Below are 24,897 nucleotides of genomic sequence, written 5' to 3'. Positions count from 1 at the left end.
CCGTCGAGCGCATGATGCGCGACGCCAAGATCACCCAGATCTACGAAGGCACCAACCAGGTCCAGCGCATCGTCATGGCCCGCAACCTCCCGTAATTGCACACTCGTTGAAAGGAGACAGGCCGTGACTCTGAAGATCGCTGTCTGTGTGAAGTACGTCCCCGACGCGACCGGCGACCGCGGGTTCGCCGACGACCTGACGACCGACCGCGAGGCCGTCGACGGCCTGCTCTCCGAGCTGGACGAGTACGCGGTCGAGCAGGCCCTGCGCATCTCCGAGGAGTCCGACGACGCCGAGGTCACCGTCGTGACCGTGGGCCCGGACGACGCCAAGGACGCGCTGCGCAAGGCGCTGTCGATGGGCGCCGACAAGGCCGTCCACGTCAACGACGAGGACATCCACGGCTCCGACGTCATCGCCACCTCCGCGATCCTGGCCAAGGCCCTGGAGAAGACCGGTTTCGACCTGGTCGTCTGCGGCATGGCCTCGACCGACGGCACGATGGGCGTCCTGCCGGCCCTGCTCGCCGAGCGGCTGAACGTGCCGCAGGTGACGCTGCTCTCCGAGGTCTCGGTCGACGGCGGCACGGTCAAGGGCCGCCGCGACGGCGACTCCGCCACCGAGCTCCTGGAGGCCCCGCTGCCGGCCGTCGTCTCGGTCACCGACCAGTCCGGCGAGGCCCGTTACCCCTCCTTCAAGGGGATCATGGCCGCCAAGAAGAAGCCGGTCGAGGAGCTGGACCTGGACGACCTGGACATCGACGCCGACGAGGTCGGCCTCGGCGGGTCCTGGACCCTCGTCGACGCCGTGGCCGCCCGCCCGGCCCGTACGCAGGGCACGATCGTCACGGACGAGGGCGACGGCGGCAAGCAGCTCGCCGCCTACCTCGCCACCCAGAAGTTCATCTGACCCACCGTCAGCCAGACACCCACTCAGGAGCAATGAATCATGGCTGAGATCCTGGTTCTCGTGGACCACGCCGACGGTGCGGTCCGCAAGCCGGCCCTCGAACTCCTCACCCTGGCCCGCCGCATCGGCGAGCCCTCGGCGGTCGTCCTCGGCGCCGGCGAGGCCGCGGCCTCCATCGCCGCCACGGCCGGCGAGTACGGCGCGGCCACCGTGTACGTCGCGGACGGCGCCGAGTTCACCGACCAGCTGGTCGTCCCCAAGGTCGACGCGCTGACCCAGCTCGCGAAGGACAAGGGGGCCGCCGCCGTCCTGGTGACCTCCTCCGGCGAGGGCAAGGAGATCGCCGCCCGCGTCGCGCTGCGCCTCGGCTCCGGTCTGATCACCGACGCCGTGGAGCTGGAGGCCGGCGAGAACGGCCCGGTCGCCACCCAGTCCGTCTTCGCCGCCTCGTACCAGGTGCGCTCGACGGTCTCGCACGGCGTCCCGGTCATCACCGTCAAGCCGAACTCCGCCGCCCCGGAGGCCGCCCCGGCCGCCGGCACGGTCGAGAACGTCTCCGTCGCCTTCACCGGCAACGCCGCGAAGGTCGTCTCGCGCACCCCGCGCGTCTCCACCGGCCGCCCCGAGCTGACCGAGTCCGCGATCGTGGTCTCCGGCGGCCGTGGTGTCGGCGCGGCCGAGGGCTTCGCGGTCGTCGAGAAGCTGGCCGACTCGCTCGGTGCGGCCGTCGGCGCCTCCCGCGCCGCCGTCGACGCGGGCTGGTACCCGCACGCCAACCAGGTCGGCCAGACCGGCAAGCAGGTCTCGCCGCAGCTGTACGTCGCGGCGGGCATCTCCGGCGCGATCCAGCACCGGGCGGGCATGCAGACGTCGAAGACGATCGTGGCCGTCAACAAGGACCCCGAGGCCCCGATCTTCGACCTCGTGGACTACGGCGTGGTCGGCGACCTCTTCGAGGTGCTGCCGCAGCTGACGGACGAGATCGGCGCCCGCTGACCGTCCTCGTCGCCCAACGGTAAGGGGCGGGTGAATGGCACTCTGTGCCACTCGCCCGCCCCTTCCGTGTGCCGTCCCGTGTCAGAACCAGCCGTCGAGCGGGACCTCCTCGCAGAGCCGGACCACCGGCCTGCGTCCGGTCACGCCGACGCCCGAGGAGAGCTTGACCCGGACCCCGGGGCGTACCGCGTGCAGCGGCCCGTCGACGCGGCAGCGGACGGTGAAGCCCTCCGACATGTACACCGGCCAGAGGTCCGCGTCGGCCGCGGCGACCCCACGCCGTACGGAGATCACGCCTTCGCCCTCGCTGAGTTCGGGGGTGAGCTCGGTCGACCCGCAGGTCGGACAGAGCAGGCGCTGGAACGTCGTGGTGTGGCACCAGCGGCAGCGCTGGAAGTAGAGCTCGGAGTCGGGGGCCGACTCCTCGGCGTGGACGGCGGTCCCGCTCCTCAGTCCCGTGTGGAACACGATGCCTTCTCCTTGCACTCGGCGGCTCGACCGTGCAGGGCAAAGATATGGCACTCAGTGCCATCAAATAAAGACCTGAGCCTGAGTTCCCTCAATTCGAGATACTGAGACCCCCTGCGACAACCCGCGCAGCACGTGAACCTCACCGTCAGCCCTCGCCGAGGCTCGACTCCACCTCGCGCACCACGCGCCACATCGGCGTGGACCGCTTGGTGATGACCACCACGACGTCCTCGTTCTCCTCGGCCGGCGCGTCCGCCGGCGCGTCCGGGCTCCAGGTCGCCCGGACGAACTCCAGGGCCCGGTCCACCTCCGCCAGCGGGTCGCCCTCGCCGCCCGAGCGCAGCCAGTGGCGCAGGGCGTGGTTGTGGGCGGCGACCACCGCCGCCGCGACCACGTTGGCGCGCAGGGTGCCGTCCCGGCGGTCGGCCCAGCGGGTGCGCAGATAGTCGCCGAGGGTCTTCTCGTACCGCCAGACGACCGAGAGCTCGTACGTCCGCAGTCCGGTCACCTCGCGCGTGAGCCGGTAGCGCTGCACGGAGAAGGTGGGGTTCTCGGCGTACATCCGCATGACCAGCCGGGCGGCGTCGCAGACGCGGGCGATCGGGTCGTCGGAGTCGGCGCTCGCCGCGAGGAAGCGGGTCATGTCGGCGAGGCACTGCTCGTGGTCGGGGAAGACCACGTCCTCCTTCGACGGGAAGTACCGGAAGAAGGAGCGGCGGCCGACGCCGGCGAGCGTGACGATGTCGTCGACGGTGGTCTGCTCGTAGCCGCGCTCAAGGAAGAGCTGGAAGGCCGCGGCGATGAGGGAGTCCCGCATCGCGGGCTTCGGAGAGTTCGTCGAGGCAGTTCCCATGGCCCGAACCTAACACCCGAACCGCCCGATGCGGCACTTGGTGCCGGAGGATTCCGGCACCGAGTACCGCATCGAGGGTACGGAGGCTCAGCGCGGGCTCAGTACGGGCTCAGCGCGGGCTCAGCATGGGCTCAGCGCGGGCTCGACGCGGGGCCCGTCGCTCGGCTGCTCAGCGCGGGGCCATTCGCAGGGCGCCGTCCATCCGGATCGTCTCCCCGTTGAGGTAGTCGTGCTCGACGATCATCGTGACCAGCCGGGCGTACTCCTCCGGGCGGGCGAGGCGCTGCGGGAAGGTGACGCTCGCCGCGAGACCCGCTCGGACCTCCTCGCCGAATCCGGCCATCATCGGGGTGTCGACGATGCCGGGGGCGACGGTGACGACCCGGATGCCGAACTGCGCCAGGTCACGGGCCGCGGTGACGGTCATGCCCGCGACGCCCGCCTTGGAGGCCGCGTAGGCGATCTGGCCGACCTGGCCCTCGAAGGCGGCGATCGAGGCGGTGTTCACGACGAGGCCGCGCTGCCCGTGCTCGTCGGGCTCGTGCCGGGCGATGGCCTCGGCGGCGAGCCGCATCACGTTGAACGTCCCCAGCAGGTTGACGTTGAGCACCGTACGGAACAGGTCGAGGTCGTGCGGACCCTTGCGGCCCAGGATGCGGGCGGAGGGGGCGATGCCGGCGCAGTTCACGGCGAGCCGGAGCTCGGCGCCGTCGGCGTCGACGGCGGCCAGGGCCTCGCGCACCTGGTCCTCGTCGGTGACGTCCGCGGCGAGCAGCCGGACGCCCTCGGGCAGCGGCCCGGCGGCCGCGACGGCCTTGTCCAGGTCGAGGCCGTAGACGGTGGCGCCGCGGGCGGCGAGCGCGGCGGCCGTGGCGGCGCCGAGGCCGGAGGCGGCGCCGGTGACGAGAGCGGCGGAGCCGGCGATGTCCATGGAACTCCTCGTTCGTGTCGTGCGGGTGGGACCCTGCCGCCGGGATGGCCGCCGGATCGGGCGCGTACCCGCGAGGGACCGCGCGGTCCGCGCGATCTGCGCCGCCCACCATAGAACCGCAGGCAGCGCCCCCGGAAGCGGAACCAGGACATCCTCGGGGGATGGTCGGCCGGTCGAACACTTCCGCCATGGGGCGAACGAGTGACGCGCGGGAGCGCATCCTGACCGCCGCGAAGACGCTGATGCTGTCGCGCGGCTACTCCGCCCTGGGCGTGGCGGAGATCTGCAAGGCGGCCGGGGTCCCGAAGGGCAGCTTCTCCTGCTTCTTCGCCTCCAAGGAGGAGCCGGCCCTCGCCGTGATCGACGAGCAGGTGGCCCTGGTGGAGGAGACCGTCGCCGAGGCCCGCGTCGCCCTGCTCGGCGCGGGGGCGTCCCCCCACGCCGAGCTGACTACTCATCAGAAGGGCTTGGTCGGCAGGTACTTGCCGTCGAGCGTGATGACGGCGCGCTCGCCGCCGTCGGGGTCGGCGACCTTCTTCACGTCGAGCTTGAAGTTGATCGCGGAGATGATGCCGTCGCCGAACTCCTCGTGGACGAGGGCCTTCAGGGTGGTGCCGTACACCTGGAGCATCTCGTAGAAGCGGTAGATCGTCGGGTCGGTCGGGATGCCGCCGTCGATCGATCCCCGGGTGGGGATCGTGCGCAGCAGTCGTACGGCGTCCTCGTCCAGGCCGAGGAGCTCGGCGACCGCCCGCGCGGACGCCTCGGGCAGGGCGTGCTGGCCGAGGACGGCGGCGGTGGTGAAGGCGACGGAGAATCCGGCGGCGTCCGCGATCTGCTGCCAGGTCAGGTCCTTGACGGTCTTGGCCTCGACGGCGGCGAGGGCGAGCTCGCGGCGGGCGGTGGGGTCGAACTGGGCGTGCACCATGAGAAGTACGTCCTTCGTTTCCGTGGGGGGCGTTTCGGGGGTCAGACGGCGGCGAGGGCGGGCCGGGCGACGGTGTCGAGCTCCTCGAGGGAGCCCTCCGCGATGTCGAAGACCCAGCCGTGCAGCCGGATGTCTCCCGCGGCCAGCGCGCGGGCGACGGAGGGGTGGGTGGTGAGGTTCGCCAGCTGGGCGGCGACGTTCTCGCGCACCAGGGCGGCCACGTCCCCCTGGCGTCCGGCCGCGGCGGCGCGGGCCAGGGAGGCGTCCGCGTGCCGCAGCCAGGCGGCGACGGCGGGTGCGGAGCCGAGGTCGTGGCCCTCGGCGAGCGCGGTCATCGCGCCGCAGGCGGAGTGCCCGCAGACGATGACGTCCCGCACGCCGAGGACCGCGACGGCGTACTCGACGCCGGCGGAGACCGCGTCGGTGCCCGGGGCGTGGGCGGGGACGAGGTTGCCGGCGGTACGGATGACGAAGAGCTCGCCCGGCTCGGTCTGGGTGATCAGCTCGGGGACGACGCGGGCGTCGGAGCAGCCGATGAAGAGGGTTCGGGGGCGGTGGACGGTGGCCAGGCGGGCGAAGAGCCCGGCCTTGGCAGGGAAGATCTCCCGCTGGAAGCGGTCGATTCCCTCGGCGAGATGAGGCATGCCTTCACCCTGCACGACCAGGGGCTATAGCGTCCAAGACCGGTCATCGATCTCAGCCATAGATGCGATCTATATCAGCCGTACACTGGCATCATGCAGCCGGAACTCCGCCACCTCCGTTATCTGCTCGCCGTCGCCGAGCACGCCAACTTCACCCGCGCCGCCGAGGAGCTCCGGATCGCCCAGCCGACGCTGTCCCAGCAGATCAAGCAGCTGGAGAAGGCGCTCGGGGCCCAGCTCCTGGACCGCACCGGCCGGACCGTGCGCCTCACGGACGCCGGGGAGACCTACGCGCGGTACGCCCGGCGCGCGCTCCGGGACCTGGCGGCCGGCGAGCGGGCCGTGCTCGACGTACGGGACCTGTCCCGCGGTCTCCTCCGGCTGGCGGTCACCCCCACCTTCACCGCGTACCTCACGGGCCCGCTCGTCGCCGCGTTCCACACGCGCCACCCCGGCATCACCGTGGAGGTGCGGGAGTTGACGCAGGACCGTATCGAGGCCGAACTCCTCGCCGACCGGGTGGATCTCGGCATCGCCTTCGACGGAGTCCATCTCCCGGGCGTCGAGGCCGTGGAGCTCTTCACGGAGACGCTCGGCCTCGTCGTCGGCCCCGCCCACCCGTACGCGGGCCGCACCGAGCCGCTGCCCGTCACGGACCTGACCGGGCATCACCTCGCCCTGCTGAGCGATGACTTCGCGACGCGGCGACACGTCGACGCGTACGTGGCCGAGCATCGGATCGAGCCCCGGATCGCGGTGGAGGCCAACTCCGTCAGCGCGCTCACCGAGATCGTCCGGCGCACCGCCCTGGCGACGGTCCTCCCCGACGCCGTCGCCCGGGACCACCCGTACCTGACGCCCGTCCCGCTCTCCCCCGCGCTCCCGTCCCGCGGCGTCGCCCTGCTGCGCCGCTCGGGCGGCTACCGGAGCGCGGCGGCCGAGGCCTTCGCCGAACTGGCCCTGGAGGGCGGCGAGACGGAGTGGGGTCATCCGATCGGTTGACCCGGGGGTCGGCCGTTGAGCCCTCCGGGTGCAGCCGGGACGCCGACGGGGTGAGGTGCGGGGCGACACCAGGATGGAGAGGAGAGAGCGGGCCCCAGCTTCCCGACGGCCCTCGCGGTTCCCCGAGTTCCCTGGAGCAGACCCCATGAAGCACGTGAAGAAGGCCTCCTCGCGCACCCGTGCCGTGGCCGGTGGCGCGCTCGCCGCGGCCGTCGCGCTCGGCGCCTTCGGTGCCTACTCCGCCAGCGCCACCGGCGAGGACACGGCGGCCGCGCCGGCCGCCGCCGTCGCCAAGGCGGACGCCAAGAACAAGAACACGACGCGCTCGACGCACCTGACGATCGAGGCCGCGACGAAGGCCGCGCAGGCCACGCTGGACGCCGCCGAGAAGGAGAACCAGCGCGTCTCCGTCGCCGTCGTCGACCGCAACGGCAACACCCTCGTCACCCTCCGCGGCGACGGCGCCGGCCCCCAGTCCTACGAGTCCGCCGTGAAGAAGGCGTACACCGCCGTCTCCTGGAACGCCCCCACCTCCGAGCTCGCCAAGCGCCTGACGAACGCGCCCACACTCAAGGACATCCCCGGCACCCTCTTCCTCGGCGGCGGCGCCCCCGTCACCGCCAAGGGCGCCCCCATCGCCGGCATCGGCGTCGCGGGCGCCCCCTCCGGCGACCTCGACGAGAAGTTCGCCCAGGCCGGCGTCGCCAGCCTCGGCACGTAGGCCGGGACCCGACTCACGCCCTTCCTGCCTGCCACAACTTCTGTGCGCCCTGGGCCAGTTCTGCGAGACTGTGCCGACTGATGCGGGATGGCCGAGGGGAAGTGGACCGTTGGACGTCATGACGGTGTTAGGGGTGGTGGCGGGTGTGCTCGTCCTGGCGGAAATCGCCTGGGCCGTACGGATCGTCCCCGAGGCCTCGGTGGCCGTCGTCGAGCGCCACGGACGTCACACCCGCCTGCTGCGCCCCGGACTCAACATCATGTTCCCGCCGTTCGACCGGATCCGGAACCACGTCGATCTGCGCGAGCAGGTCGTCCCCTTCTTCCCGCAGTCGGTGAGCACCCTGGACAACCTCGTCGTCAACATCGACACGGTCGTCTACTACCAGGTGACCGATGCCCGGGCCGCGACCTACGAGGTCGCCAGCTACATCCAGGCGATCGAGCAGCTCACCAACACGACCGTGCGCACCGTCGTCGGCGGCATGGACCTGGAGCGGACCCTCGTCTCCCGCGAGGACATCAACGCGGCCCTGCGCGCCGACCTCGAACCGGCGACCGGCAAGTGGGGAATCCGCGTCAACCGCATCGAGGTCAGGGCGATCGAGCCGCCGACCTCCATCCAGGACTCGCTGGAGAAGCAGATGCGCGCCGATCGCGACAAGCGCGCCGCGATCCTCACCGCGGAAGGCGTCCGGCAGTCGCAGATCCTCACTGCCGAGGGCGAGAAGCAGGCCGCGATCCTGCGCGCGCAGGCCGAGGTCGAGGTGGCGAGGGTCCACCGGCTCGCCGAGACCGAGGACGCGCCGCGGTCCCCGGCGGGGTCGCACTCCCCGCTGCGTGCGGCGTCGCCTCTGCCGGTCCCCTTCACCCACGAGCCGCTGCGCGGGGACGACCCCCGGCAGGTGGGCAGGTACCGGTTGACGGCCCGGCTCGGCGAGGGCGGGATGGGCACGGTCTACCTCGGCCTGTCCCCCGGTGCCCGACAGGTCGCCGTGAAGGTGGTGCGCGAGGAGCTCGTCAGCGATCCGTCCTTCCGCCGCCGGTTCGCCCGGGAGGTCGACGCCGCGCGCAGGGTCAGCGGGTTCCACACCGCGCCGGTGGTCGACGCGGGGCCGGAGGACACCCGGCCGTGGCTCGTCACGGAGTACATCCCGGGCCCCTCCCTCCAGCAGGTCCTGGAACTCCACGGACCGCTGCCCGCGCTCACCCTGCGCGCCCTGGCCCTCGGCGTCGCCGAGGCCCTCGAAGCCATCCACGCGTGCGGCATCGTCCACCGGGACCTCAAGCCCGGCAACATCCTCATCTCGTCCGCCGGCCCCCGCGTGATCGACTTCGGCATCGCACGCGGCGCGGAGGCGACCGCGCTGACGCGCACCGACCTCGTCGTCGGCACGCGGGGGTTCCTCGCCCCCGAGCAGCTGACCGGCGCCCCGCTGACCGCCGCCGTGGACATGTACGCCTTCGGCATGGTGCTGTGCCACGCCGGCGGCTCGGCACGGTTCGCCGACGGCGCGGCCCTCTCCGGGGCGCTGCGCCTGCTGCCCTCGGACCTCGCCGCCGTCACCGCGGCCTGCCTCGGCCACGATCCGGTGGGCCGCCCGTCACCGACCGAGGTCCTGCGCGACCTCGGCGGCGCCGACGGCGAGACCCCGTCGGACTGGCTGCCGCCCGCCCTGCGCACCCTGGTCGACCTGCACCAGGCGTCGACGATGACCGCGGCCCCGCCGCGCGCCCGGCCCGACCGGCCGGGCGCGCCTTAGGCCGGGCGCACCTTAGGGCCGGGCGCGCCTTAAGGCCGGGCGCACCTTGGGCCGGGCGCCCTTCAGGCCGGCCGCGCGAGCCCGCGGCTGATGACCAGGCGCTGGATCTGGTTCGTCCCCTCGAAGATCTGCATGATCTTCGCCTCGCGCATGTAGCGCTCCACCGGGAAGTCGCGGGTGTAGCCGTAGCCGCCGAGGACCTGGACCGCGTCCGTGGTGACCTTCATGGCCGTGTCGGTGGCGATGAGCTTAGCCGCGCTGGCCTGGCGGCTGAAGGGGCGGCCGAGGTCGCGGCGGCGGGCCGCGTCCACGTAGGTGGCGCGGGCCGCGTCGACCGCGGCGGCCATGTCGGCGAGGAGGAAGCCGAGGCCCTGGTGGTCGACGATCCGGCGGCCGAACGTGGTGCGTTCGTTGGCGTAGTCGACCGCGGCGTCCAGCGCGGCCTGGGCCAGGCCCGTCGCGCAGGCGGCGATGCCGAGGCGGCCGCTGTCGAGGGCGCTGAAGGCGATCTGGAGGCCCTGCCCCTCCTCCCCTATGCGCCGGTCGGCGTCGATGAGGGCGCCGTCCCAGTACGCGGAGGTGGTCGGGACCGCCTGGAGGCCCATCTTGCGCTCGGGCAGGCCGAAGCTCAGCCCTTCGGTGGCGCCGGGGGCGAGGAAGCACGAGATGCCGCGGCTGCCGGGCGCCGTGCGGGCGAAGAGGGCGTAGAAGTCGGCCTTGCCGCCGTGGGTGATCCAGGCCTTGGTGCCGGTCACGCGGTAGCCGCTGCCGTCGTCCTGGAGCTCCGCCTTGCAGGAGAGGGCGGCCGCGTCCGAGCCGGCCTGCGGTTCGGAGAGGCTGTAGCCGCCGATGCTCCGGCCCTCCAGCATCGCGGGGAGCCAGCGCTCCTTCTGCTCCGCCGTGCCGAAGGTGTGGAGGGGGTGGCAGGCCAGTGTGTGGACGCTGGTGGCGACGGCGACGGCCGCCCAGCGCGCGGCGAGCTCCTCCAGGACCTGGAGGTACACCTCGTACGGCTGGCCTCCGCCGCCGTACTCCTCGGGGTAGGCGAGGCCGAGGAGCCCGGCCTCGCCGAGGGTGGTGAAGAGACCTTCGGGATAGGTCTCGGCGGCCTCGTGCTCGTTCACCCGCGGAGAGAGCTCCTTGTCGGCGATCTCCCGGGTGAGGGCGATGAGGTCCGCCGCTTCGGGGGTGGGAAGCAGGCGGTCGACATCCATGGTGACTCCAGCGGCGCGCAAAGTGGTACTGGGGCAGGTACTGCAGTACCACTTAGAGTAGCGCAGGAGGATGCCGGCGTAACCCCCCTCAGCGGGGGTCGAGATCCCGCCGAGGGGTGGCCTGGAATACTGGCCGGGTGATCGAGACCCCCTCCGCCGACGCCCCGAAACTGACGGGCCGCGGGGCCGCGCGCCGCTCCGCCCTCTTCGAGGAGCTCGTCGCCCTGCTCGTCGGCGAGGGCTTCGCCCGCCTGACGCTCGACGACCTGGCCGCCCGCCTGCGCTGCTCGAAGCGCACCCTGTACGGCCTCGCCGGCAGCAAGGAGCAGCTCGTCCGGGCGGCGGTCGTGCACTTCTTCCGGCGGGCCACGGCCCGGGTCGAGGCGGTTCTCGCCGCCGCGACCGACCCCGCCGAGCGGCTGGCCGCCTATCTGCGCGCCGTCTCGGCCGAGCTGGCCCCGGTCTCGCCGCAGTTCTTCGACGACGTCGCCGCCTTCGAGCCCGCGGCCGAGGTGTACGAGCGCAACACGCGCGCGGCGGCCGGCCGGGTCCAGCAGCTCATCGAGGAGGGCGTGCGCGCGGGCGTCTTCCGCGAGGTGCACGTGACCTTCGCGGCGGACGTCATCTCCTCGGTGATGGTCCGCATCCAGCGACGCCAGGTGGCCGCGGCGACCGGTCTGGCCGACGCCGAGGCGTACGAGCAGCTGGCCGAGCTGCTCCTCAGCGGGCTCCGGAAGGCCTGAGCCCCCACGACCACGCGCGGAAACACGGATGGCCGGTTTCCGTCCGCGGTCGATCACTCTGCGCAGGTGATCCACTACCGTGAGCGGCGCCACTGACCACTCCGTCCCCAGGGAGACCTCCGCGTGGAGCGCAGCCGTACCGCCTTCAGGATCCGTGCCGTACTCGCCGCCATGGGCGTGACCGCCGCCCTCGCCGCGGCCCCCGCGGCGCAGGCCGCACCCTCCGAGACGCCCGTCCCGCAGCAGGCCGGGGTGTCGCACGCCGCTCCCCCGGAGCCCTGCACCGGGGAGTTCCAGGGCGACAAGCGGCTCGGCCCGAAGTTCCTGCCGAAGAAGTGGCAGGAGCCGGTCGGCCCGCTGCTCAACCGCTACCACCGGACCGGGACGCTCTCCTCCGCCGACTTCCTCAGGAAGTACTGGGAGGGTCCGGCCGACACCGGCAGCTGGAAGTACCCGCCGAACGACGGCTTCGGCGAGGTCAATGGCGAGATCGACAAGGCGCCCGACGTGCTGGTGGAAGGTGAGCGCCTCGACCGCTTCGGCTCCGAGTTCGGCTCCTACCTGGCCCCGGCCGGCGACCCGTACGCCAAGCGCGCGCTGCCCCCGCAGAACCTCAACACCCGCGACGCCGCCTTCCCCTGCGACTACCACCTGTACGAGGTGACGCGGTCGTTCGTGGTCTGGGAGGGCTCCATCGCGCCCTGGTTCGAGCAGCCCGGCGGCGGCCGCCAGATCAAGCTGGACCCGGCCTTCCTGAACCCGGGCGAGGGTCAGCGCCTCAGCGTCAAGTGGCTGCTCGACAACGGCTACCTGGTGCGCGTCCCCGCGTGACCAACCGCCACGCGCTGGCACGGGCACTCCGGGAGGCCGGGGTGCCCGAGGCGTACTACTGGATCGAGGGCGTCCACGAACCGGCGCCCACCCCGCCCGACTTCGTCTATCTGCGGACGAGGCCGGGCGGGGCCGGTGACGGCACGACGGTGTGGGAGACCGGCGTGTACGAGCGCGGGACCCACGAACCCGTCGCCACGCACACCACCGAGGCCGAAGCCTGCACCCATCTCCGCACGCTCCTGGGCGCGTAACGCCGGGCCCCTTAATTCAGGATATGCGTTAAAGCTCAAGAGAAATCGCCCCAAGGGTCCCGGCAGCGGTATGTTTCGGTCAGGACTACTTCACCAGGGGGCCCAGTGACCACGCGGAACGGCCGCACGGTACGTGACCTGCGACGCGAGAACCGCACCGCCGTCCTCCACCGGCTGTACTTCGACGGGCCGATGAGCCGGTTCTCGCTGGGGCCCGCGACCGGACTGAGCTCGGGATCGGTCAGCAACGTGGTCGGCGAACTCGTCGCGGAGGGCCTCGTGGAGGAGGCCGGCAGCGTCGACTCGGCCGGCGGTCGGCCCCGTACCCTGCTGCGGATCACCCCCGGCAGCGGCTTCATGATCGGCGTCGACGTCGGCGAAACCCGGGTCAGGGTCGAGCTCTTCGACCTCACCCTCACCGAACTCGCCCGCACGGAACTCCCGTTGGCGGTCGACAGCCCCCACGCGCACGACCGGTACGAGGTCGGGCTCGTCGTCGGCCTCGTCCGCGACGGCATCGCGGAGGTCCTGCGGACGGCGGGCGTCCCCGCCGAGCGGCTGCTCGGCGTCGGGGTCGGCGTGCCCGGCATCGTGGACCGTACCGCCGAGGACGGCGCCGTCGTGCACGGCCAGACCATCGGCTGGGACGCCGTCCCGCTGGAGCGGCTCCTGCGGGAGGCCGTGGAACTGCCGGCCTCCGTCCCGTACCGGATCGACAACGGCGCCAAGACGCTCGGCCAGGCCGAGATGTGGTTCGGGGCCGGGCGCGGCGCGCGGAGTGCCGTGGTCGTGCTCTTCGGCTCGGGCGTCGGCGCCTGTGTCGTCACGGACCCGATGGGGCCGGGCCGGGCGCTCGAATGGGGTCACCTGACGGTACGGGTCCGGGGGCGCCGCTGCCGCTGCGGCGCCCGGGGCTGCCTGGAGGCGTACGCGGGCGCGGAGGCGCTGCTTGAGCGGTGGCGCGAGGCGGGCGGGGCCGCGCCGGCCGGCGCGGACGAGGAGACCGCTCTGACGGCGATGCTGGCCGCCGCGTACCCCGCCGACGCGGGGCGGACGCCCGACGCGACGGCGCTCGCCGTCCTGGAGGAGACCGCCGAGTACCTGGGCGCCGGCTTCGGCGATCTGATCAATCTCTTCCAGCCCGAGCGCATCCTCGTCGGCGGCTGGGCGGGGCTCCAGCTCGGCGCCCGCTTCCTGGAGACGGTCAAGGGCTACACGAAGGAGTACGCGCTCGCGTACCCGGCGGCCCGCGTCGGCATCGCGATGGGGACGCTCGGCCCCGACGCGGTGACGGTCGGCGCGGCGATCCTGCCGCTCGCGGACTTCTTCGCCCGGGGCGGGCGGCGGGCCGAGGCGGAGGCCGCCGAGGAGGAGCCCGCGTGGGCGCCGACCGTACGGGGGCGGGAGGCGCACTGAGCGCGCCCCGGCCGCCCGGTCAGGACACCCCCTAGGCGACGGACCCTATGCGGCCGTCCGGCTCGCGGGGGCCGTCGTGGTGGATCGGGGTGTGCGCGCCGGTGAGCGAGGCGCCGGTGCCGCCGCGCCGGTTGGCGACGATCTCGGCTCCGATGGACAGGGCGGTCTCCTCCGACGTACGGGCGCCGAGGTCGAGGCCTATCGGGGAGCGCAGCCTGGCCAGTTCGAGGTCGGTGACGCCGACCTCGCGCAGGCGCTTGTTGCGGTCCTCGTGGGTGCGGCGGGAGCCCATCGCGCCGATGTACGCGACGGGAAGCTTGAGGGCGGCCTTGATCAGGGGCACGTCGAACTTGGCGTCGTGGGTGAGGACGCACAGCACGGTGCGGCCGTCGACCTCCGTCGACTCCAGGTAGCGGTGGGGCCACTCGACGACGATCTCGTCGGCCTCGGGGAAGCGGGCCGGCGTCGCGAAGACGGGCCGCGCGTCGCAGACGGTGACGTGGTAGCCGAGGAACTTGCCGACCCGGACGAGGGCGGCGGCGAAGTCGATGGCACCGAAGACGATCATGCGGGGGGCGGGAACGGAGGACTCGACCAGGAGGGTCAGCGGCTGTCCGCAGCGGCTGCCGTCCTCGCCGATCTCCACGGTGCCGGTGCGGCCCGCGTCGAGCATCGCGCGGGCCTCGCCCGCCGCGGTGCGGTCCAGCTCGGGGTGGCCCCCGAGCTTCCCCTCGTACGCGCCGTCGGGGCGGACGAGGAGGGCAGTGCCCCGCAGCTCGGCCGGTCCGTCGACGATCCGGGCGAGGGCCGCCGCCTCCCCCGTGGAGGCGGCCGCGAGCGCGGCGGGGAAGACCCCGCCGCGGACCGGGGTGACGAGGATGTCGATGATGCCGCCGCAGGTCAGGCCGACCGCGAAGGCGTCCTCGTCGCTGTAGCCGAATTGCTCGACGACGGTCTGCCCGTCTTCGAGTGCCTGCTGACACAGCTCGTAGACCGCGCCCTCCACACACCCGCCGGAGACCGAGCCGATCGCCGTGCCCTCGCTGTCGACGGCGAGAGCGGCTCCTGGCTGCCGGGGCGCGCTGCCGCCGACCGCCACGACGGTGGCGACGGCGAACGTGCGTCCCTGCTCGACCCACCGGTGCAGCTCTTCGGCGATGTCCAGCATTTCGGTCTCCTTGGGTGTGTACGGAGGGCGACGGTACGACGTCAGCTGACGCCCAGCCAGCTCTCGATGGGGTGAAGAGCGAAGAACACGATGAAGATGCCGGTCAGGCACCACATGAACGCGCCGACCTCGCGGGCCTTGCCCTGCGCCACCTTGATGACGGTGTAGGCGATGACGCCGGCCGCGACACCCGGGGTGATGCTGTAGGTGAACGGCATCAGCACGACGGTGAGGAAGACCGGGATGGCGACGGAGCTGTCGCCCCAGTTCACGTGCTTGGCGTTCATCATCATCATCGCGCCGATGACGACCAGGGCGGCGGAGCCGACCTCACGGGGCACGATCTGGGTGATCGGCGTGAAGAAGAGGCAGGCCGCGAAGAACAGGCCGGTGATGACGGAGGAGAAGCCGGTACGGGCGCCTTCGCCGACGCCGGTGGCGGACTCCACGAACACGGTCTGGCCGGACGCGCCGGAGACGCCGCCGATCGCGCCGCCCGCGCCGTCGATGAACAGCGCCTTGGACAGGCCCGGCATCCGGCCCTTGTCGTCGGCCAGGTTGGCCTCGGTGCCGACACCGATGATGGTGGCCATGGCGTCGAAGAAGCCGGCGAGGACCAGGGTGAAGACGATCACGCCGACCGTGATGTAGCCGACGTCGCCCCAGCCGCCGAAGTCGACGTCGCCGAAGAGCGAGAAGTCCGGGGTCGAGACCGCGCTGCCCTTGAGCTCGGGCGAGCCGTTGGCCCAGGCGCCCGGGCCCTTGGCCGGGATGTCGGCGACCGCGTTGACGATCAGCGAGATGACCGTGCCGGCGACGATGCCGATGAGGATCGCACCCGGGATCTTGCGGGCCTGGAGCGCGAAGATGGCGAGGAGGGTGACGGCGAAGATCAGCACGGGCCAGCCGACGAGTTCACCGCCGGAGCCCATGGTGACGGGCGGACCGAACTGCGGGCCGGCGCCGACGAAGCCGGCCTTGTTGAAGCCGATCAGCGCGATGAAGAGGCCGATGCCGATGGTGATGCCGTGCTTGAGCGCGAGCGGGATCGCGTTCATGATCATCTCGCGGAGACCGGTGACCACCAGGAGGCAGATCACCAGACCGTAGACGACACACATGGCCATGGCCTGCGGCCAGGTCATCGCGGGCACGACCTGGGTGGCGAGCACACCGGAGACACTGAGACCGGCCGCGAGGACCAGCGGGACCTTGCCGATGAAGCCCATCAGCAGGGTGGTCACCGCCGCCGCGAGGGCGGTCGCCGTGATGACGGCGGAGGAGCCGAGAACGTTCTTCTCGACGTCCGGTCCACCGAGGAGGATCGGGTTGAGCAGGAGAATGTACGCCATCGCCATGAAGGTGGTGACGCCGCCGCGGATCTCCGTCGCGACGGTGGATCCTCTCTCCGAAATGTGAAAGTACCGGTCGAGCCAAGAACGGCCGGCGGGGACGTTGGAGCCGGAGCCCGCGTCCTCCGAAGCGGTCTTGGGCTCCACAGACGACTGGGTCATGGGGCCTACTCCCAAGGTTCAAAGGGGCACCCGCATCAGACTTCGAAGGGATTCTGATCTGGTTGAAGCTGCGGGATTTGGGATGCTGCGTGGGCTGCACGACCCGGGGGACGGCCCGAGACGAACGGAGTGAATCGGCACTGCGGGTACTACGGGGGTACTGCGGTGGTGCTGGTGGTGCTGGCAAGGCGAGTACTGCTGGTGAAGCGGGTACTGCTGGGGGGAAGTACTCCGGGCGGTGCGGGCGGGGAAGTGTGACGTTCCTGGGAGGCACACACCGCCCGGAGAGTTCTAGAGGGTGCCGGTGAGCGCCTCGGGGCGGACCGGCGTCTTGTTGAGCTCCAGGCCCGTCGCGGCCCGGATCGCCGCGAGGACGGCCGGGGTGGACGACAGGGTCGGGGCCTCACCGATGCCGCGCACTCCGTACGGGGCGTTCGGGTCCGCCAGCTCGAGGTAGTCGACCGGGATGGTCGGCGTGTCGAGGATGGTGGGGATCAGGTAGTCCGTGAAGGAGGGGTTGCGCACCTTCGCGGTCTTCGGGTCGACGATGATCTCCTCCATCACCGCGACGCCCAGGCCCTGGGTGGTGCCACCCTGGATCTGGCCGATGACGGAGAGCGGGTTGAGCGCCTTGCCGACGTCCTGGGCACAGGCCAGTTCGATGACCTTGACCAGGCCGAGCTCGGTGTCGACCTCCACCACCGCGCGGTGCGCGGCGAAGGCGTACTGGACGTGGCCGTCGCCCTGGCCGGTGACGAGGTCGAAGGCCTGCGTGGGGCGGTGGCGCCACTCCTCCTCGACCTCCACGGCCTGGCCCTCGAGGACGTCCGCGATGGTGGCGAGGACATCGCCGCCGTCGGTGACGACCTTGCCGCCCTCCAGGAGGAGTTCGGCGTTGGCCCACGCCGGGTGGTACGAGCCGAACTTGCGCCGGCCGATCTCCAGGACCTTCTCGCGGACGATCCGGCAGGAGTTCTTGATGGCGCCGCCGGTCATGTACGTCTGGCGGCCCGCGGAGGTCGAACCGGCCGAGCCCACCTGCGTGTCCGCGGGGTGGATGGTGACCTGCTGGACACCGAGCTCGGTACGGGCGATCTGCGCGTGGATGGTGACGCCGCCCTGGCCGACCTCCGCCATGGCGGTGTGGACCGTGGCGACGGCCTCGCCGTTGATGACCTCCATGCGGATCTTGGCGGTCGAGTAGTCGTCGAAGCCCTCGGAGAAGCCGACGTTCTTGATGCCGACGGCGTAGCCGACACCCCGGACGACACCCTCGCCGTGCGTGGTGTTGGAGAGGCCACCCGGGAGGGCGCGGACGTCCGCGTCCTCGCCGGCCGCGAGCCACTGCTGCTCCGGCGGCATCGGGCGGGCCTTGACGATACGGAGCAGCTCGGCGACCGGGGCCGGCGAGTCCACGACCTGGCCGGTCGGCATGATCGTGCCCTGCTCCATGGCGTTGAGCTGGCGCAGTTCCACCGGGTCCATGCCCAGCTTCGCCGCGAGCTTGTCCATCTGGGCCTCGTACGCGAAGCAGGCCTGGACCGCGCCGAAGCCGCGCATGGCGCCGCAGGGCGGGTTGTTGGTGTAGAGGCCGATCGCCTCGATCTCGACGTCCTCGATGACGTACGGGCCGACCGAGAGGGACGAGGCGTTGCCGACGACCGACGCCGTGGACGACGCGTAGGCGCCGCCGTCGAGCACGATCTTGCACTTCATGTGCGTGAGCTTGCCGTCCTTGGTGGCGCCGTGCTCGTACCAGAGCTTCGCCGGGTGCCGGTGGACGTGCCCGAAGAAGGACTCGTACCGGTTGTAGACCATCTTGACCGGCTTGCCGGTGCGGAGCGCGAGGATGGAGGCGAGGATCTGCATCGAGATGTCCTCGCGACCGCCGAACGCGCCGCCGACGCCCGCCATCGTCATGCGGACCTTCTCCTCGGGCAGGCCGAGGCAGGGGGCGATCTGCTTGAGGTCCGAGTGCAGCCACTGGGTGGCGACGTACAGGTCGACGCCGCCGTCCTCGGACGGCACCGCGAGGCCGGACTCCGGGCCGAGGAAGGCCTGGTCCTGCATGCCGAAGGTGTACTCGCCCGTGACGATGACGTCGGCCTTCTTGGCGGCCTCGGTCGCGTTGCCGCGGATGATCGGCTGGCGGTGCACGATGTTCGGGTGCGGGACGTGACCGGAGTGGTGGTCGTCGCGGCCTTCGTGGACCAGGATCGCGTCCGGAGCGGTGGCCGAGGCCTCGTCCGTGATGACCGGGAGCTCCCGGTACTCGATCTTGATCTTCGCGGCGGCGCGGCGGGCGGTCTCCGGGTGGTCGGCGGCCACGAGGGCGACCGGCTCACCGTGGTGACGGACCTTGCCGTAGGCGAGGACCGGGGTGTCCTGGAACTCCATGCCGTAGTTCTTCGCGGCCGGCAGGTCCTCGTGCGTCAGGACGGCGTAGACGCCGTCCATCACGAGGGCCTCGGTCGTGTCGATGGACACGATCTCGGCGTGCGCGACGGTGGACCGCAGGATCTGGCCCCACAGCATGTCCTCGTGCCACATGTCCGAGGAGTACGCGAACTCGCCGGTGACCTTGAGGGTGCCGTCGGGGCGCAGCGTGGACTCGCCGATGCCGCCCTTGACGTGGTTCTGCGTGACGTCGGTGGGCGTGCCCACCGGAACGGTGCGTGTGTTCTGAGCCATCGTCAGACCGCCTCTTCCTGACGCTCCTGGCGAGCGGCCGCGAGGCGGACCGCGTCGAGGATCTTCTCGTAGCCCGTGCAGCGGCACAGGTTGCCGGAGAGCGCCTCGCGGATGTCCGCGTCCGTCGGGGACGGGTTGCGCTCCAGCATCTCGTCGGCCGCGACGAGCAGACCGGGGGTGCAGAAACCGCACTGGACGGCGCCCGCGTCGATGAACGCCTGCTGGATCGGGGAGAGTTCGACACCCTCACCGGTCTGCGAGTCCTGACCGGCCCGCGGGCGGAGCCCGCTATTGGACGGGCGCGCCTCCCACCGCTTGGCGGCGTCGAGGGAGGTGCCACAGGTGCCGGTGGCGCAACCGGCGTGCTCCGCGCGGTCCTTGGCGAACTCGGCGAGGCCTTCGACGGTGACGACCTCGCGGCCCTCGACCTGACCGGCGGCGACGAGGCAGGAACAGACCGGCACGCCGTCGAGACGGACGGTGCAGGAACCGCACTCGCCCTGCTCGCAGGCGTTCTTGGAGCCGGGGAGGCCCATCCGCTCACGCAGGACGTAGAGGAGGGACTCGCCCTCCCAGACGTCGTCGGCTTCCTGGGGACGGCCGTTGACCGTGAAATTGACGCGCATGGTTATGCAGCTCCCTCAAGCGTGCGGCCGCTTCCGCGGTACTGCTCCCAGGTCCAGCCGAGCTGGCGGCGGGCCATGATGCCGACGGCGTGGCGCCGGTACTTGGCGGTGCCTCGGACGTCGTCGATCGGGTTGGCGGCGCCCGAGCAGAGGTCGGCGAACTGCTTCGCGATCGACGGCGTGATGATCTTGCCGTTGTCCCAGAAGCCGCCCTCTTCGAGAGCCGCGTTCAGGAAGGCCTCGGCCTCCTTGGCGCGGATCGGGGTCGGCGCGGCGGAGCCGATGCCGGTACGCACCGTCCGGGTCTCCGGGTGCAGGGCCAGGCCGAAGGCGCAGACGGCGATGACCATCGCGTTGCGGGTGCCGACCTTGGAGTACTGCTGGGGGCCGTCCGCCTTCTTGACGTGGACGGTCTTGATGAGCTCGTCGGGCTGGAGCGCGTTGCGCTTCACGCCGGTGTAGAACTCGTCGATCGGGATGAACCGGCTGCCGCGGACCGACTCGACCTCGACCTCGGCACCTGCGGCGAGCAGGGCGGGGTGGGCGTCACCGGCGGGCGAGGCGGTGCCGAGGTTGCCCCCGACGCCGCCGCGGTTGCGGATCTGCGGGGAGGCGACCGTGTGCGAGGCGAGGGCCAGGCCAGGGAGCTCGGTCCGCAGGTTCTCCATGATCTGGGTGTACGGAACGGACGCGCCGAGGCGGACGTTCTCCTCCCCGACCTCCCACTCGCGCAGCAGCTCGATACGGTTCAGGTCCAGGAGGTACTCGGGCCGCCGGTGGTCGAAGTTGATCTCGACCATGATGTCGGTGCCACCCGCAATGGGCACGGCCGTGGGGTGCTCGGCCTTGGCGGCGAGCGCCTCCTCCCAGCTGGCGGGGCGAAGGAAGTCCATGGTGGCTCTCTTCTAGTGCTTCTAGTGATCGGGGGTCGAACGCCTGGGCCCGGGGGGACGGCCGGCCCTCGACTTTCTTATTCATGTGCTGTTAACGCGGTGTGTGGCCTAGTACACAAGCCCACCTTCGCCCGGGTGCAGTCACCGAAAACATGAAGGAGTTGGCTGGTGCCCGTCGTCGTCTTGTAGATTCGAACGAAAGGCGGAGATCAGCAACCTCTCCGTTTTCCCCTGGAAACGGTGGCACCACGCCACCGTCGACAACGCGACATCCACGATCACCCACTCGAAGGAACGGCGGCGACACGATGCGGCTGCGCGCACTGCTGGAGAACGACGCGCTGGGGCTGCGCCTGCTCGGCGGCGAGGACGAGCTGGACCGCACCGTCCGCGGTGTGATGACCACTGACCTCAAGGATCCCAGCCGGTACCTGTCCGGCGGTGAGCTGGTGCTCACCGGCCTCGCCTGGCTGCGGGACGCGGCCGACGCCGAGCCCTTCGTCCGGATCCTGGCCTCGGCCGGTGTGGCGGCTCTCGCGGCGGGCGAGGCGGAGCTCGGCGACATCCCCGACGATCTCGTACAGGCGTGTTTGCGCCATCGGCTGCCGCTCTTCGCGGTGAACGAGACCGTTGCGTTCGCGACGATCACCGAGCACGTTGTTCGACAGGTCTCCGGCGAGCGGGCGGGCGACCTGGCGGCCGTCGTCGACCGGCACCGGCGGCTCATGACCTCAGGACCGGCGGGTGGCGGCCCCGAGGTCGTCCTCGACCTGCTCGGCTCCGACCTGGACCTCCGGGCCTGGGTCCTCTCCCCCACCGGCCGCCAGATCGCGGGCGCCGGCGAGCCCCTCGACAGCGGCCTCGCGGCGACCCTGGCGGGCGAGCACCTGGCCGCCACCCGAACGGGCCGGCGCGGCCCGCACCGGCTGAGCATCGCCGGAGCCACGTACTCGCTGTTCCCGATCCGCAACACCGGCAGGGGCCCGGCCCCCGCCTCCCGTGACGTGCGCGAGACGGTCCTGTCGGACTGGCTGCTCGCCGTCGAGGCGGACGCCGGGGACTGGCCTGCCGCCCGTCTCGACCTGCTCCAGGGCGTCACCCAGCTGATCGCCGTCGAGCGGGACCGGCGCGACGCGGCCCGTACGGTACGGCGCCGGCTCGCCCAGGAGGTCCTTGAGCTGGTGCAGACGGGCGCCGCGCCCGCCGAGATCGCGGCCCGCCTGCGGGTCGCGGCCCCGGTGCTGCTGCCCGGGCTCGGCACGGCCCCGCACTGGCAGGTCGTCGTCGCCCGCGTCGACTGGGAGCAGGAGGCCGGTCAGGGCAACGCCGTGGACGGCGGCCCGGTCGCCCAGGCGCTCCTGGAGGAGATCCTCGTCGACCCGGCGACCGTCGGGGCCGAGTCCGCGGACCGGATCGCCGTCGCGCACAGCGGCGACGAGGCGATCGCGCTGGTCCCGCTGGCCACCGCGCCGCTGCCGGACAGCGAGGACGAGGGCCCGGCGACCGCGCTCGGGCTGCACGCGGACGCGCTGCTCGCCGCCGTACGCGCCCCGCTCTCCTCCGGCCTCGCCGACGACGGGCGGCTCACGCTCGGCGTCAGCGCGGCCGTGCACTCGGCGGAGGGCCTGCGAGGGGCCCTGGAGGAGGCCAGGCACGCCCGCCGGGTCGCCGCGGCCCGTCCGGGCCGGGTCTGCGCCGCGGGCCACCACGAGCTGGCCTCGCACGTCCTCCTGCTGCCGTTCGTGCCGGACGACGTCCGCCGCGCGTTCACGGCCCGCCTGCTCGACCCGCTGCGCGACTACGACCGCCGTCACCGCGCGGAGCTGATCCCGACCCTGGAGGCCTTCCTCGACTGCGACGGCTCCTGGACGCGCTGCGCCACTCGGCTGCACCTGCACGTGAACACGCTGCGCTACCGGGTGGGCCGGATCGAGCAGCTCACGGGCCGCGACCTGTCCCGCCTGGAGGACAAGCTCGACTTCTTCCTCGCCCTCCGGATGAGCTGATCGACGGCTGGTACACCGTTGATCCACGGCTGATCCACAGCTACGCGCGTCCTGCGGATTCACTCTTTCGGAGGAGTCCGCAGGAGTGACATCCGAGCTGGTGGCGGCCCGTCGGCCGGAGTGGCCGACGGGCCGCGCCGGGGCCTGATCCCGGGCCCGACGGCGATCTGACGGCCTGTCGGTCGCCACCCGGACGACGGCGTCCGCCCGCCCCGGACTCTTGTGAATTCTTTCACCTGACCCCTTGGCCAGGTGCTGCCCTTCGTGCTGAGATGCGGGTCTACTCAACAGCTCGATGGCGCGCTCGGGGAGGGCAATGTGGCGGATACCGCCATGTCTGGTTCCGAATCAAGGGGTGGCGAAGATCCGTCCCTCGCCTACGGCAAGGAGACTCCCGTGGAGACCGCCATATGGCGGCTCCGCTCCCGAGGTTGCTGGACGGACGCGGCAGCGCTGCTCGCCCCGTACGCGACCGAACCGGCCGCCGCGCTCGAACGGGCGGCCCTTCTGATCGAGCGCTGTCTCTACACCGAACAGGGCTGGGCCGACGCCGAGGAGGCCCTCCGGGCGGCCGAGGCGATCGCCCGCACCGACGAGGAGCGCGGGGCCGCCGCCTGCGAACGCGGCTATCTCGCCTACGCGTCCACGCTCCTCGGGGTACGCGACCGGGCCGACGAGGCCCGGATGGCCCTGGGCCGGGCGGCGGCCCTGATCGGGCCCTCGGCCAAGGGCCGGCCCCTGCTGGACCTCCGGCGCGGGCTCATCGCCCAGAACCTCGGCGACTCCCCGGAGGCGGCCCGTGCCGCGTACCGCAGGGCGCACGCGGGAGCGACGGACCAGGGGGACTCGCTGCTGCTGTCCTCCACCTGGCGCCATCTCGCCGGACTGGCCCTGCGGGAAGGCGAGTTGGCGGAGGCCCGGCACGGCTTCGCCGAATCGCTGCGGATCCGCGAGGAGTTGGGATATCTGGTCGGCACGGCCCCGGCGCTCACGGCCCTCGCCGACACGGAGACGGAACCGGAGGCGGGCCGGCTGCGCGCGGAGGCGAGGCGTCTCTTCCGGCTCCTCGGCGGCGTCCCGACCTGGCTGTCGGCTCAGCTGACCCCCCGGACGGCGACGTGAAATCGTCGACGGGAACACCAAAGTGACGTTCCCTCGGCTTTCGTGCGATGCACCTCCACACCGGTCTCTCAGCCGGTGTGGAGGATGCGGAAGCGATCGGGTTCCGCCGGGTCCCGGTCGGCCACCTGGATGGGCGCCCACGCCCATTGCCACACGCCGATGCCCGGCGGGCGGGTGAAGCGGATCGGTCCTCGGGTTCCCTCGGCCGTCACGTGCGGCCATGAGCCGGCGAGGGCCGACCGGTCCGTGCCATGGGCGCGGAGCGCCTCGGCGAGGACGGTGACGGTGTCCCAGCCCTCGAAGGCGACGAAGGAGGGTTCCTCGCCCAGCCGTTCGCGGAGCTCCTTCCCCACGCGTTCGCCGAGCGGGCCTGGCTGTTCGGGCAGGTAGCGCAGGAACGGGATGCCGGCACCGTCCTCGCCCAGCGCTCCCAGCCATTCGGCGAACTCCGGCTGTCCGGCCGGGGCTCCGATGAGGAGCTCCGCGAGCCGCGGGTCGCTCCGGACGGCCCGGACGATCGGCACCGCCGGCTCCGGATGGCCGGCCAGCAGGAGGAGCGCCGTCGCGCCGTGGTCGACGAGGGCGTCGCACAGGGCCTCGGGCGTGAGGGCGTTCGTGTCGAGTTCGACGACGGTGCCGCCGCGGGGAGCGACGTGGTCCCGCAGGACGCGGGTCCCGGACGTCCAGTACACGCTCGGCTGGGTCGCCACGGCGATCCGGTGCCGGCCGGCGCCGAGGAGGAAGTCCGCATAGATCCGCCAGCCGCGCGACTGGGCCGGGGCCAGGCGCGCGACCCACTCCGTCGGCTCCTCGGTGAGCGCGTCGAGCACCGCGGAGGAGCAGAGGTACGGCACGCCGCGGACGTCGGCCCGGGCGGCGACGGCGCGGGCGACGACGCTGTGGTACTCGCCCACCACGGCGGCCACGCCCAGTCCTGCCAGTTCGTCCACGGCCGCCGCGGCCCGCACGGGGTCGGCCGCGGTGTCCCGGACCACCAGCTCCATGGCCCTGCCGTCGATCCCGCCGGAGTCGTTGACCTCACGGACGGCCAGGTCGAGCCCGGCGAGCAGATGCCGGCCCGCCCCGACCCAGCCGGGCCGCGTCAGCGGGACGAGCGCGCCTACGCGGACGGGCTCGCCGTCCGCGTGGTCCGCTCCGGACGACGACGGTGGCGTGTTCTCACCGATGATCATGGCGCCATT

24 protein-coding genes and 2 pseudogenes are annotated in these 24,897 nt (G+C 72.1%); 14 read left to right on the top strand and 12 right to left on the bottom strand.

Features of this window, described 5'->3' with window-relative positions; translation table 11 throughout:
• The 3 genes from ACIBG6_RS27970 to ACIBG6_RS27960 all read left to right on the top strand — a co-directional run.
• Positions 1 to 95, top strand: a 95-nt coding sequence (locus ACIBG6_RS27970) for an acyl-CoA dehydrogenase family protein (RefSeq protein WP_132919430.1), incomplete at its 5' end; no start/stop codon positions are given.
• A 28-nt stretch (positions 96 to 123) separates the two neighbouring features.
• The gene (locus ACIBG6_RS27965; protein ID WP_329620562.1) at positions 124 to 909 is read left to right on the top strand and encodes an electron transfer flavoprotein subunit beta/FixA family protein; all 786 of its coding nucleotides are present in this window, start codon (positions 124 to 126) and stop codon (positions 907 to 909) included.
• Positions 910 to 948: 39 nt separating this feature from the next.
• Positions 949 to 1,905, top strand: coding sequence for an electron transfer flavoprotein subunit alpha/FixB family protein (locus tag ACIBG6_RS27960; RefSeq protein WP_399225381.1), 957 nt, complete (start codon positions 949 to 951; stop codon positions 1,903 to 1,905).
• A gap of 81 nt (positions 1,906 to 1,986) precedes the next feature.
• On the opposite strand, the gene ACIBG6_RS27955 is transcribed toward ACIBG6_RS27960, so the two are convergent.
• From ACIBG6_RS27955 to ACIBG6_RS27945, 3 genes are all read right to left on the bottom strand, one after another.
• Positions 1,987 to 2,373, bottom strand: coding sequence for a zinc ribbon domain-containing protein (locus ACIBG6_RS27955; protein WP_399225379.1), 387 nt, complete (start codon positions 2,371 to 2,373; stop codon positions 1,987 to 1,989).
• A 148-nt stretch (positions 2,374 to 2,521) separates the two neighbouring features.
• Positions 2,522 to 3,229 carry a TetR/AcrR family transcriptional regulator gene (locus ACIBG6_RS27950; RefSeq protein ID WP_399225377.1) on the bottom strand — a complete coding sequence of 236 codons (708 nt, stop codon included), beginning with the start codon at positions 3,227 to 3,229 and terminating at the stop codon, positions 2,522 to 2,524.
• A 169-nt stretch (positions 3,230 to 3,398) separates the two neighbouring features.
• Positions 3,399 to 4,160, bottom strand: coding sequence for an SDR family NAD(P)-dependent oxidoreductase (locus ACIBG6_RS27945; RefSeq protein ID WP_399225376.1), 762 nt, complete (start codon positions 4,158 to 4,160; stop codon positions 3,399 to 3,401).
• 188 nt (positions 4,161 to 4,348) lie between these two features.
• On the opposite strand from ACIBG6_RS27945, the pseudogene ACIBG6_RS27940 reads away from it, so the two are divergent.
• Positions 4,349 to 4,528, top strand: a pseudogene (locus tag ACIBG6_RS27940) (TetR/AcrR family transcriptional regulator); the annotation flags it as partial.
• Between the two features lie 89 nt (positions 4,529 to 4,617).
• Here ACIBG6_RS27940 and cynS read toward each other — a convergent pair.
• Together cynS and ACIBG6_RS27930 are read right to left on the bottom strand one after the other, a co-directional pair.
• A complete protein-coding gene (gene cynS, locus ACIBG6_RS27935; RefSeq protein ID WP_399225375.1) occupies positions 4,618 to 5,088 on the bottom strand; it encodes a cyanase in 471 nt (156 codons plus the stop codon).
• 41 nt (positions 5,089 to 5,129) lie between these two features.
• Positions 5,130 to 5,732, bottom strand: a complete 603-nt coding sequence (locus ACIBG6_RS27930; protein ID WP_399225374.1) for a carbonic anhydrase — start codon at positions 5,730 to 5,732, stop codon at positions 5,130 to 5,132.
• A 93-nt stretch (positions 5,733 to 5,825) separates the two neighbouring features.
• On the opposite strand from ACIBG6_RS27930, the gene cynR reads away from it, so the two are divergent.
• The 4 genes and pseudogenes from cynR (at position 5,826) to ACIBG6_RS27910 (ending at position 9,217) form a co-directional block, all read left to right on the top strand.
• Positions 5,826 to 6,734, top strand: coding sequence for a transcriptional regulator CynR (gene cynR, locus ACIBG6_RS27925; protein WP_399225373.1), 909 nt, complete (start codon positions 5,826 to 5,828; stop codon positions 6,732 to 6,734).
• Positions 6,735 to 6,888: 154 nt separating this feature from the next.
• Complete coding sequence (locus ACIBG6_RS27920; protein ID WP_399225410.1) at positions 6,889 to 7,455, top strand: heme-binding protein; 567 nt, start codon at positions 6,889 to 6,891, stop codon at positions 7,453 to 7,455.
• Between the two features lie 109 nt (positions 7,456 to 7,564).
• Positions 7,565 to 8,254, top strand: a pseudogene (locus tag ACIBG6_RS27915) (SPFH domain-containing protein); the annotation flags it as partial.
• A 105-nt stretch (positions 8,255 to 8,359) separates the two neighbouring features.
• Positions 8,360 to 9,217 carry a serine/threonine-protein kinase gene (locus tag ACIBG6_RS27910; protein WP_399225408.1) on the top strand — a complete coding sequence of 286 codons (858 nt, stop codon included), beginning with the start codon at positions 8,360 to 8,362 and terminating at the stop codon, positions 9,215 to 9,217.
• A gap of 62 nt (positions 9,218 to 9,279) precedes the next feature.
• On the opposite strand, the gene ACIBG6_RS27905 is transcribed toward ACIBG6_RS27910, so the two are convergent.
• Complete coding sequence (locus ACIBG6_RS27905; protein ID WP_399225372.1) at positions 9,280 to 10,431, bottom strand: acyl-CoA dehydrogenase family protein; 1,152 nt, start codon at positions 10,429 to 10,431, stop codon at positions 9,280 to 9,282.
• A 137-nt stretch (positions 10,432 to 10,568) separates the two neighbouring features.
• Between ACIBG6_RS27905 and ACIBG6_RS27900 the strand changes: the two genes are divergently transcribed.
• The 4 genes from ACIBG6_RS27900 to ACIBG6_RS27885 all read left to right on the top strand — a co-directional run bounded on the left by ACIBG6_RS27900 (position 10,569) and on the right by ACIBG6_RS27885 (position 13,675).
• The gene (locus ACIBG6_RS27900) at positions 10,569 to 11,174 is read left to right on the top strand and encodes a TetR/AcrR family transcriptional regulator (protein ID WP_317600309.1); all 606 of its coding nucleotides are present in this window, start codon (positions 10,569 to 10,571) and stop codon (positions 11,172 to 11,174) included.
• Positions 11,175 to 11,345: 171 nt separating this feature from the next.
• Positions 11,346 to 12,005 carry a TNT domain-containing protein gene (locus tag ACIBG6_RS27895; protein WP_399225406.1) on the top strand — a complete coding sequence of 220 codons (660 nt, stop codon included), beginning with the start codon at positions 11,346 to 11,348 and terminating at the stop codon, positions 12,003 to 12,005.
• Positions 12,002 to 12,259 (top strand): hypothetical protein, encoded by a 258-nt coding sequence (locus ACIBG6_RS27890; protein WP_399225371.1) that lies wholly within the window; start codon positions 12,002 to 12,004, stop codon positions 12,257 to 12,259. Before ACIBG6_RS27895 ends, ACIBG6_RS27890 begins: the two co-directional genes overlap by 4 nt.
• A gap of 105 nt (positions 12,260 to 12,364) precedes the next feature.
• The gene (locus ACIBG6_RS27885; protein ID WP_399225370.1) at positions 12,365 to 13,675 is read left to right on the top strand and encodes an ROK family protein; all 1,311 of its coding nucleotides are present in this window, start codon (positions 12,365 to 12,367) and stop codon (positions 13,673 to 13,675) included.
• A 31-nt stretch (positions 13,676 to 13,706) separates the two neighbouring features.
• On the opposite strand, the gene ACIBG6_RS27880 is transcribed toward ACIBG6_RS27885, so the two are convergent.
• The 5 genes from ACIBG6_RS27880 to ACIBG6_RS27860 all read right to left on the bottom strand — a co-directional run bounded on the left by ACIBG6_RS27880 (position 13,707) and on the right by ACIBG6_RS27860 (position 20,567).
• Positions 13,707 to 14,843: an XdhC family protein gene (locus ACIBG6_RS27880; RefSeq protein WP_399225369.1), complete on the bottom strand. Its 1,137-nt coding sequence runs from the start codon at positions 14,841 to 14,843 to the stop codon at positions 13,707 to 13,709.
• A 41-nt stretch (positions 14,844 to 14,884) separates the two neighbouring features.
• The gene (locus ACIBG6_RS27875; RefSeq protein WP_329620576.1) at positions 14,885 to 16,357 is read right to left on the bottom strand and encodes an NCS2 family permease; all 1,473 of its coding nucleotides are present in this window, start codon (positions 16,355 to 16,357) and stop codon (positions 14,885 to 14,887) included.
• A gap of 291 nt (positions 16,358 to 16,648) precedes the next feature.
• Complete coding sequence (locus ACIBG6_RS27870; protein ID WP_399225367.1) at positions 16,649 to 19,048, bottom strand: xanthine dehydrogenase family protein molybdopterin-binding subunit; 2,400 nt, start codon at positions 19,046 to 19,048, stop codon at positions 16,649 to 16,651.
• A gap of 2 nt (positions 19,049 to 19,050) precedes the next feature.
• On the bottom strand, positions 19,051 to 19,674 hold the full coding sequence (locus tag ACIBG6_RS27865; RefSeq protein WP_399225366.1) for a (2Fe-2S)-binding protein: 624 nt from the start codon (positions 19,672 to 19,674) through the stop codon (positions 19,051 to 19,053).
• Positions 19,675 to 19,676: 2 nt separating this feature from the next.
• Entirely contained in the window at positions 19,677 to 20,567 is an 891-nt protein-coding gene (locus ACIBG6_RS27860) for a xanthine dehydrogenase family protein subunit M (RefSeq protein WP_024760265.1), read from the bottom strand.
• A 308-nt stretch (positions 20,568 to 20,875) separates the two neighbouring features.
• On the opposite strand from ACIBG6_RS27860, the gene ACIBG6_RS27855 reads away from it, so the two are divergent.
• The gene (locus tag ACIBG6_RS27855; RefSeq protein ID WP_399225363.1) at positions 20,876 to 22,573 is read left to right on the top strand and encodes a PucR family transcriptional regulator; all 1,698 of its coding nucleotides are present in this window, start codon (positions 20,876 to 20,878) and stop codon (positions 22,571 to 22,573) included.
• A gap of 333 nt (positions 22,574 to 22,906) precedes the next feature.
• Positions 22,907 to 23,695, top strand: coding sequence for a hypothetical protein (locus ACIBG6_RS27850; RefSeq protein ID WP_399225362.1), 789 nt, complete (start codon positions 22,907 to 22,909; stop codon positions 23,693 to 23,695).
• 68 nt (positions 23,696 to 23,763) lie between these two features.
• Here ACIBG6_RS27850 and ACIBG6_RS27845 read toward each other — a convergent pair whose 3' ends face one another.
• Positions 23,764 to 24,888 (bottom strand): ABC transporter substrate-binding protein, encoded by a 1,125-nt coding sequence (locus ACIBG6_RS27845; protein ID WP_399225361.1) that lies wholly within the window; start codon positions 24,886 to 24,888, stop codon positions 23,764 to 23,766.
• Between the last annotated feature and the right edge of the window lie 9 nt (positions 24,889 to 24,897).

The organism is Streptomyces sp. NPDC050842, assembly GCF_044456565.1.
Classification (GTDB): Bacteria; Actinomycetota; Actinomycetes; order Streptomycetales; family Streptomycetaceae; genus Streptomyces.
Note: the sequence above shows the minus strand (reverse complement) of the source record. Positions and strands in the feature narration are given on the sequence as shown.

What these genes read in the sequence shown, in the direction of transcription:
- ACIBG6_RS27960 (WP_399225381.1), top strand. Translation starts at nt 949, where the DNA reads ATGGCTGAGATCCTGGTTCTCGTGGACCACGCCGACGGTGCGGTCCGC.
- ACIBG6_RS27950 (WP_399225377.1), bottom strand. Translation starts at nt 3,229, where the DNA reads ATGGGAACTGCCTCGACGAACTCTCCGAAGCCCGCGATGCGGGACTCC.
- ACIBG6_RS27945 (WP_399225376.1), bottom strand. Translation starts at nt 4,160, where the DNA reads ATGGACATCGCCGGCTCCGCCGCTCTCGTCACCGGCGCCGCCTCCGGC.
- cynS (WP_399225375.1), bottom strand. Translation starts at nt 5,088, where the DNA reads ATGGTGCACGCCCAGTTCGACCCCACCGCCCGCCGCGAGCTCGCCCTC.
- ACIBG6_RS27930 (WP_399225374.1), bottom strand. Translation starts at nt 5,732, where the DNA reads ATGCCTCATCTCGCCGAGGGAATCGACCGCTTCCAGCGGGAGATCTTC.
- cynR (WP_399225373.1), top strand. Translation starts at nt 5,826, where the DNA reads ATGCAGCCGGAACTCCGCCACCTCCGTTATCTGCTCGCCGTCGCCGAG.
- ACIBG6_RS27905 (WP_399225372.1), bottom strand. Translation starts at nt 10,431, where the DNA reads ATGGATGTCGACCGCCTGCTTCCCACCCCCGAAGCGGCGGACCTCATC.
- ACIBG6_RS27895 (WP_399225406.1), top strand. Translation starts at nt 11,346, where the DNA reads ATGGGCGTGACCGCCGCCCTCGCCGCGGCCCCCGCGGCGCAGGCCGCA.
- ACIBG6_RS27880 (WP_399225369.1), bottom strand. Translation starts at nt 14,843, where the DNA reads ATGCTGGACATCGCCGAAGAGCTGCACCGGTGGGTCGAGCAGGGACGC.
- ACIBG6_RS27875 (WP_329620576.1), bottom strand. Translation starts at nt 16,357, where the DNA reads ATGACCCAGTCGTCTGTGGAGCCCAAGACCGCTTCGGAGGACGCGGGC.
- ACIBG6_RS27870 (WP_399225367.1), bottom strand. Translation starts at nt 19,048, where the DNA reads ATGGCTCAGAACACACGCACCGTTCCGGTGGGCACGCCCACCGACGTC.
- ACIBG6_RS27865 (WP_399225366.1), bottom strand. Translation starts at nt 19,674, where the DNA reads ATGCGCGTCAATTTCACGGTCAACGGCCGTCCCCAGGAAGCCGACGAC.
- ACIBG6_RS27860 (WP_024760265.1), bottom strand. Translation starts at nt 20,567, where the DNA reads ATGGACTTCCTTCGCCCCGCCAGCTGGGAGGAGGCGCTCGCCGCCAAG.
- ACIBG6_RS27855 (WP_399225363.1), top strand. Translation starts at nt 20,876, where the DNA reads ATGCGGCTGCGCGCACTGCTGGAGAACGACGCGCTGGGGCTGCGCCTG.
- ACIBG6_RS27850 (WP_399225362.1), top strand. Translation starts at nt 22,907, where the DNA reads ATGTCTGGTTCCGAATCAAGGGGTGGCGAAGATCCGTCCCTCGCCTAC.
- ACIBG6_RS27845 (WP_399225361.1), bottom strand. Translation starts at nt 24,888, where the DNA reads ATGATCATCGGTGAGAACACGCCACCGTCGTCGTCCGGAGCGGACCAC.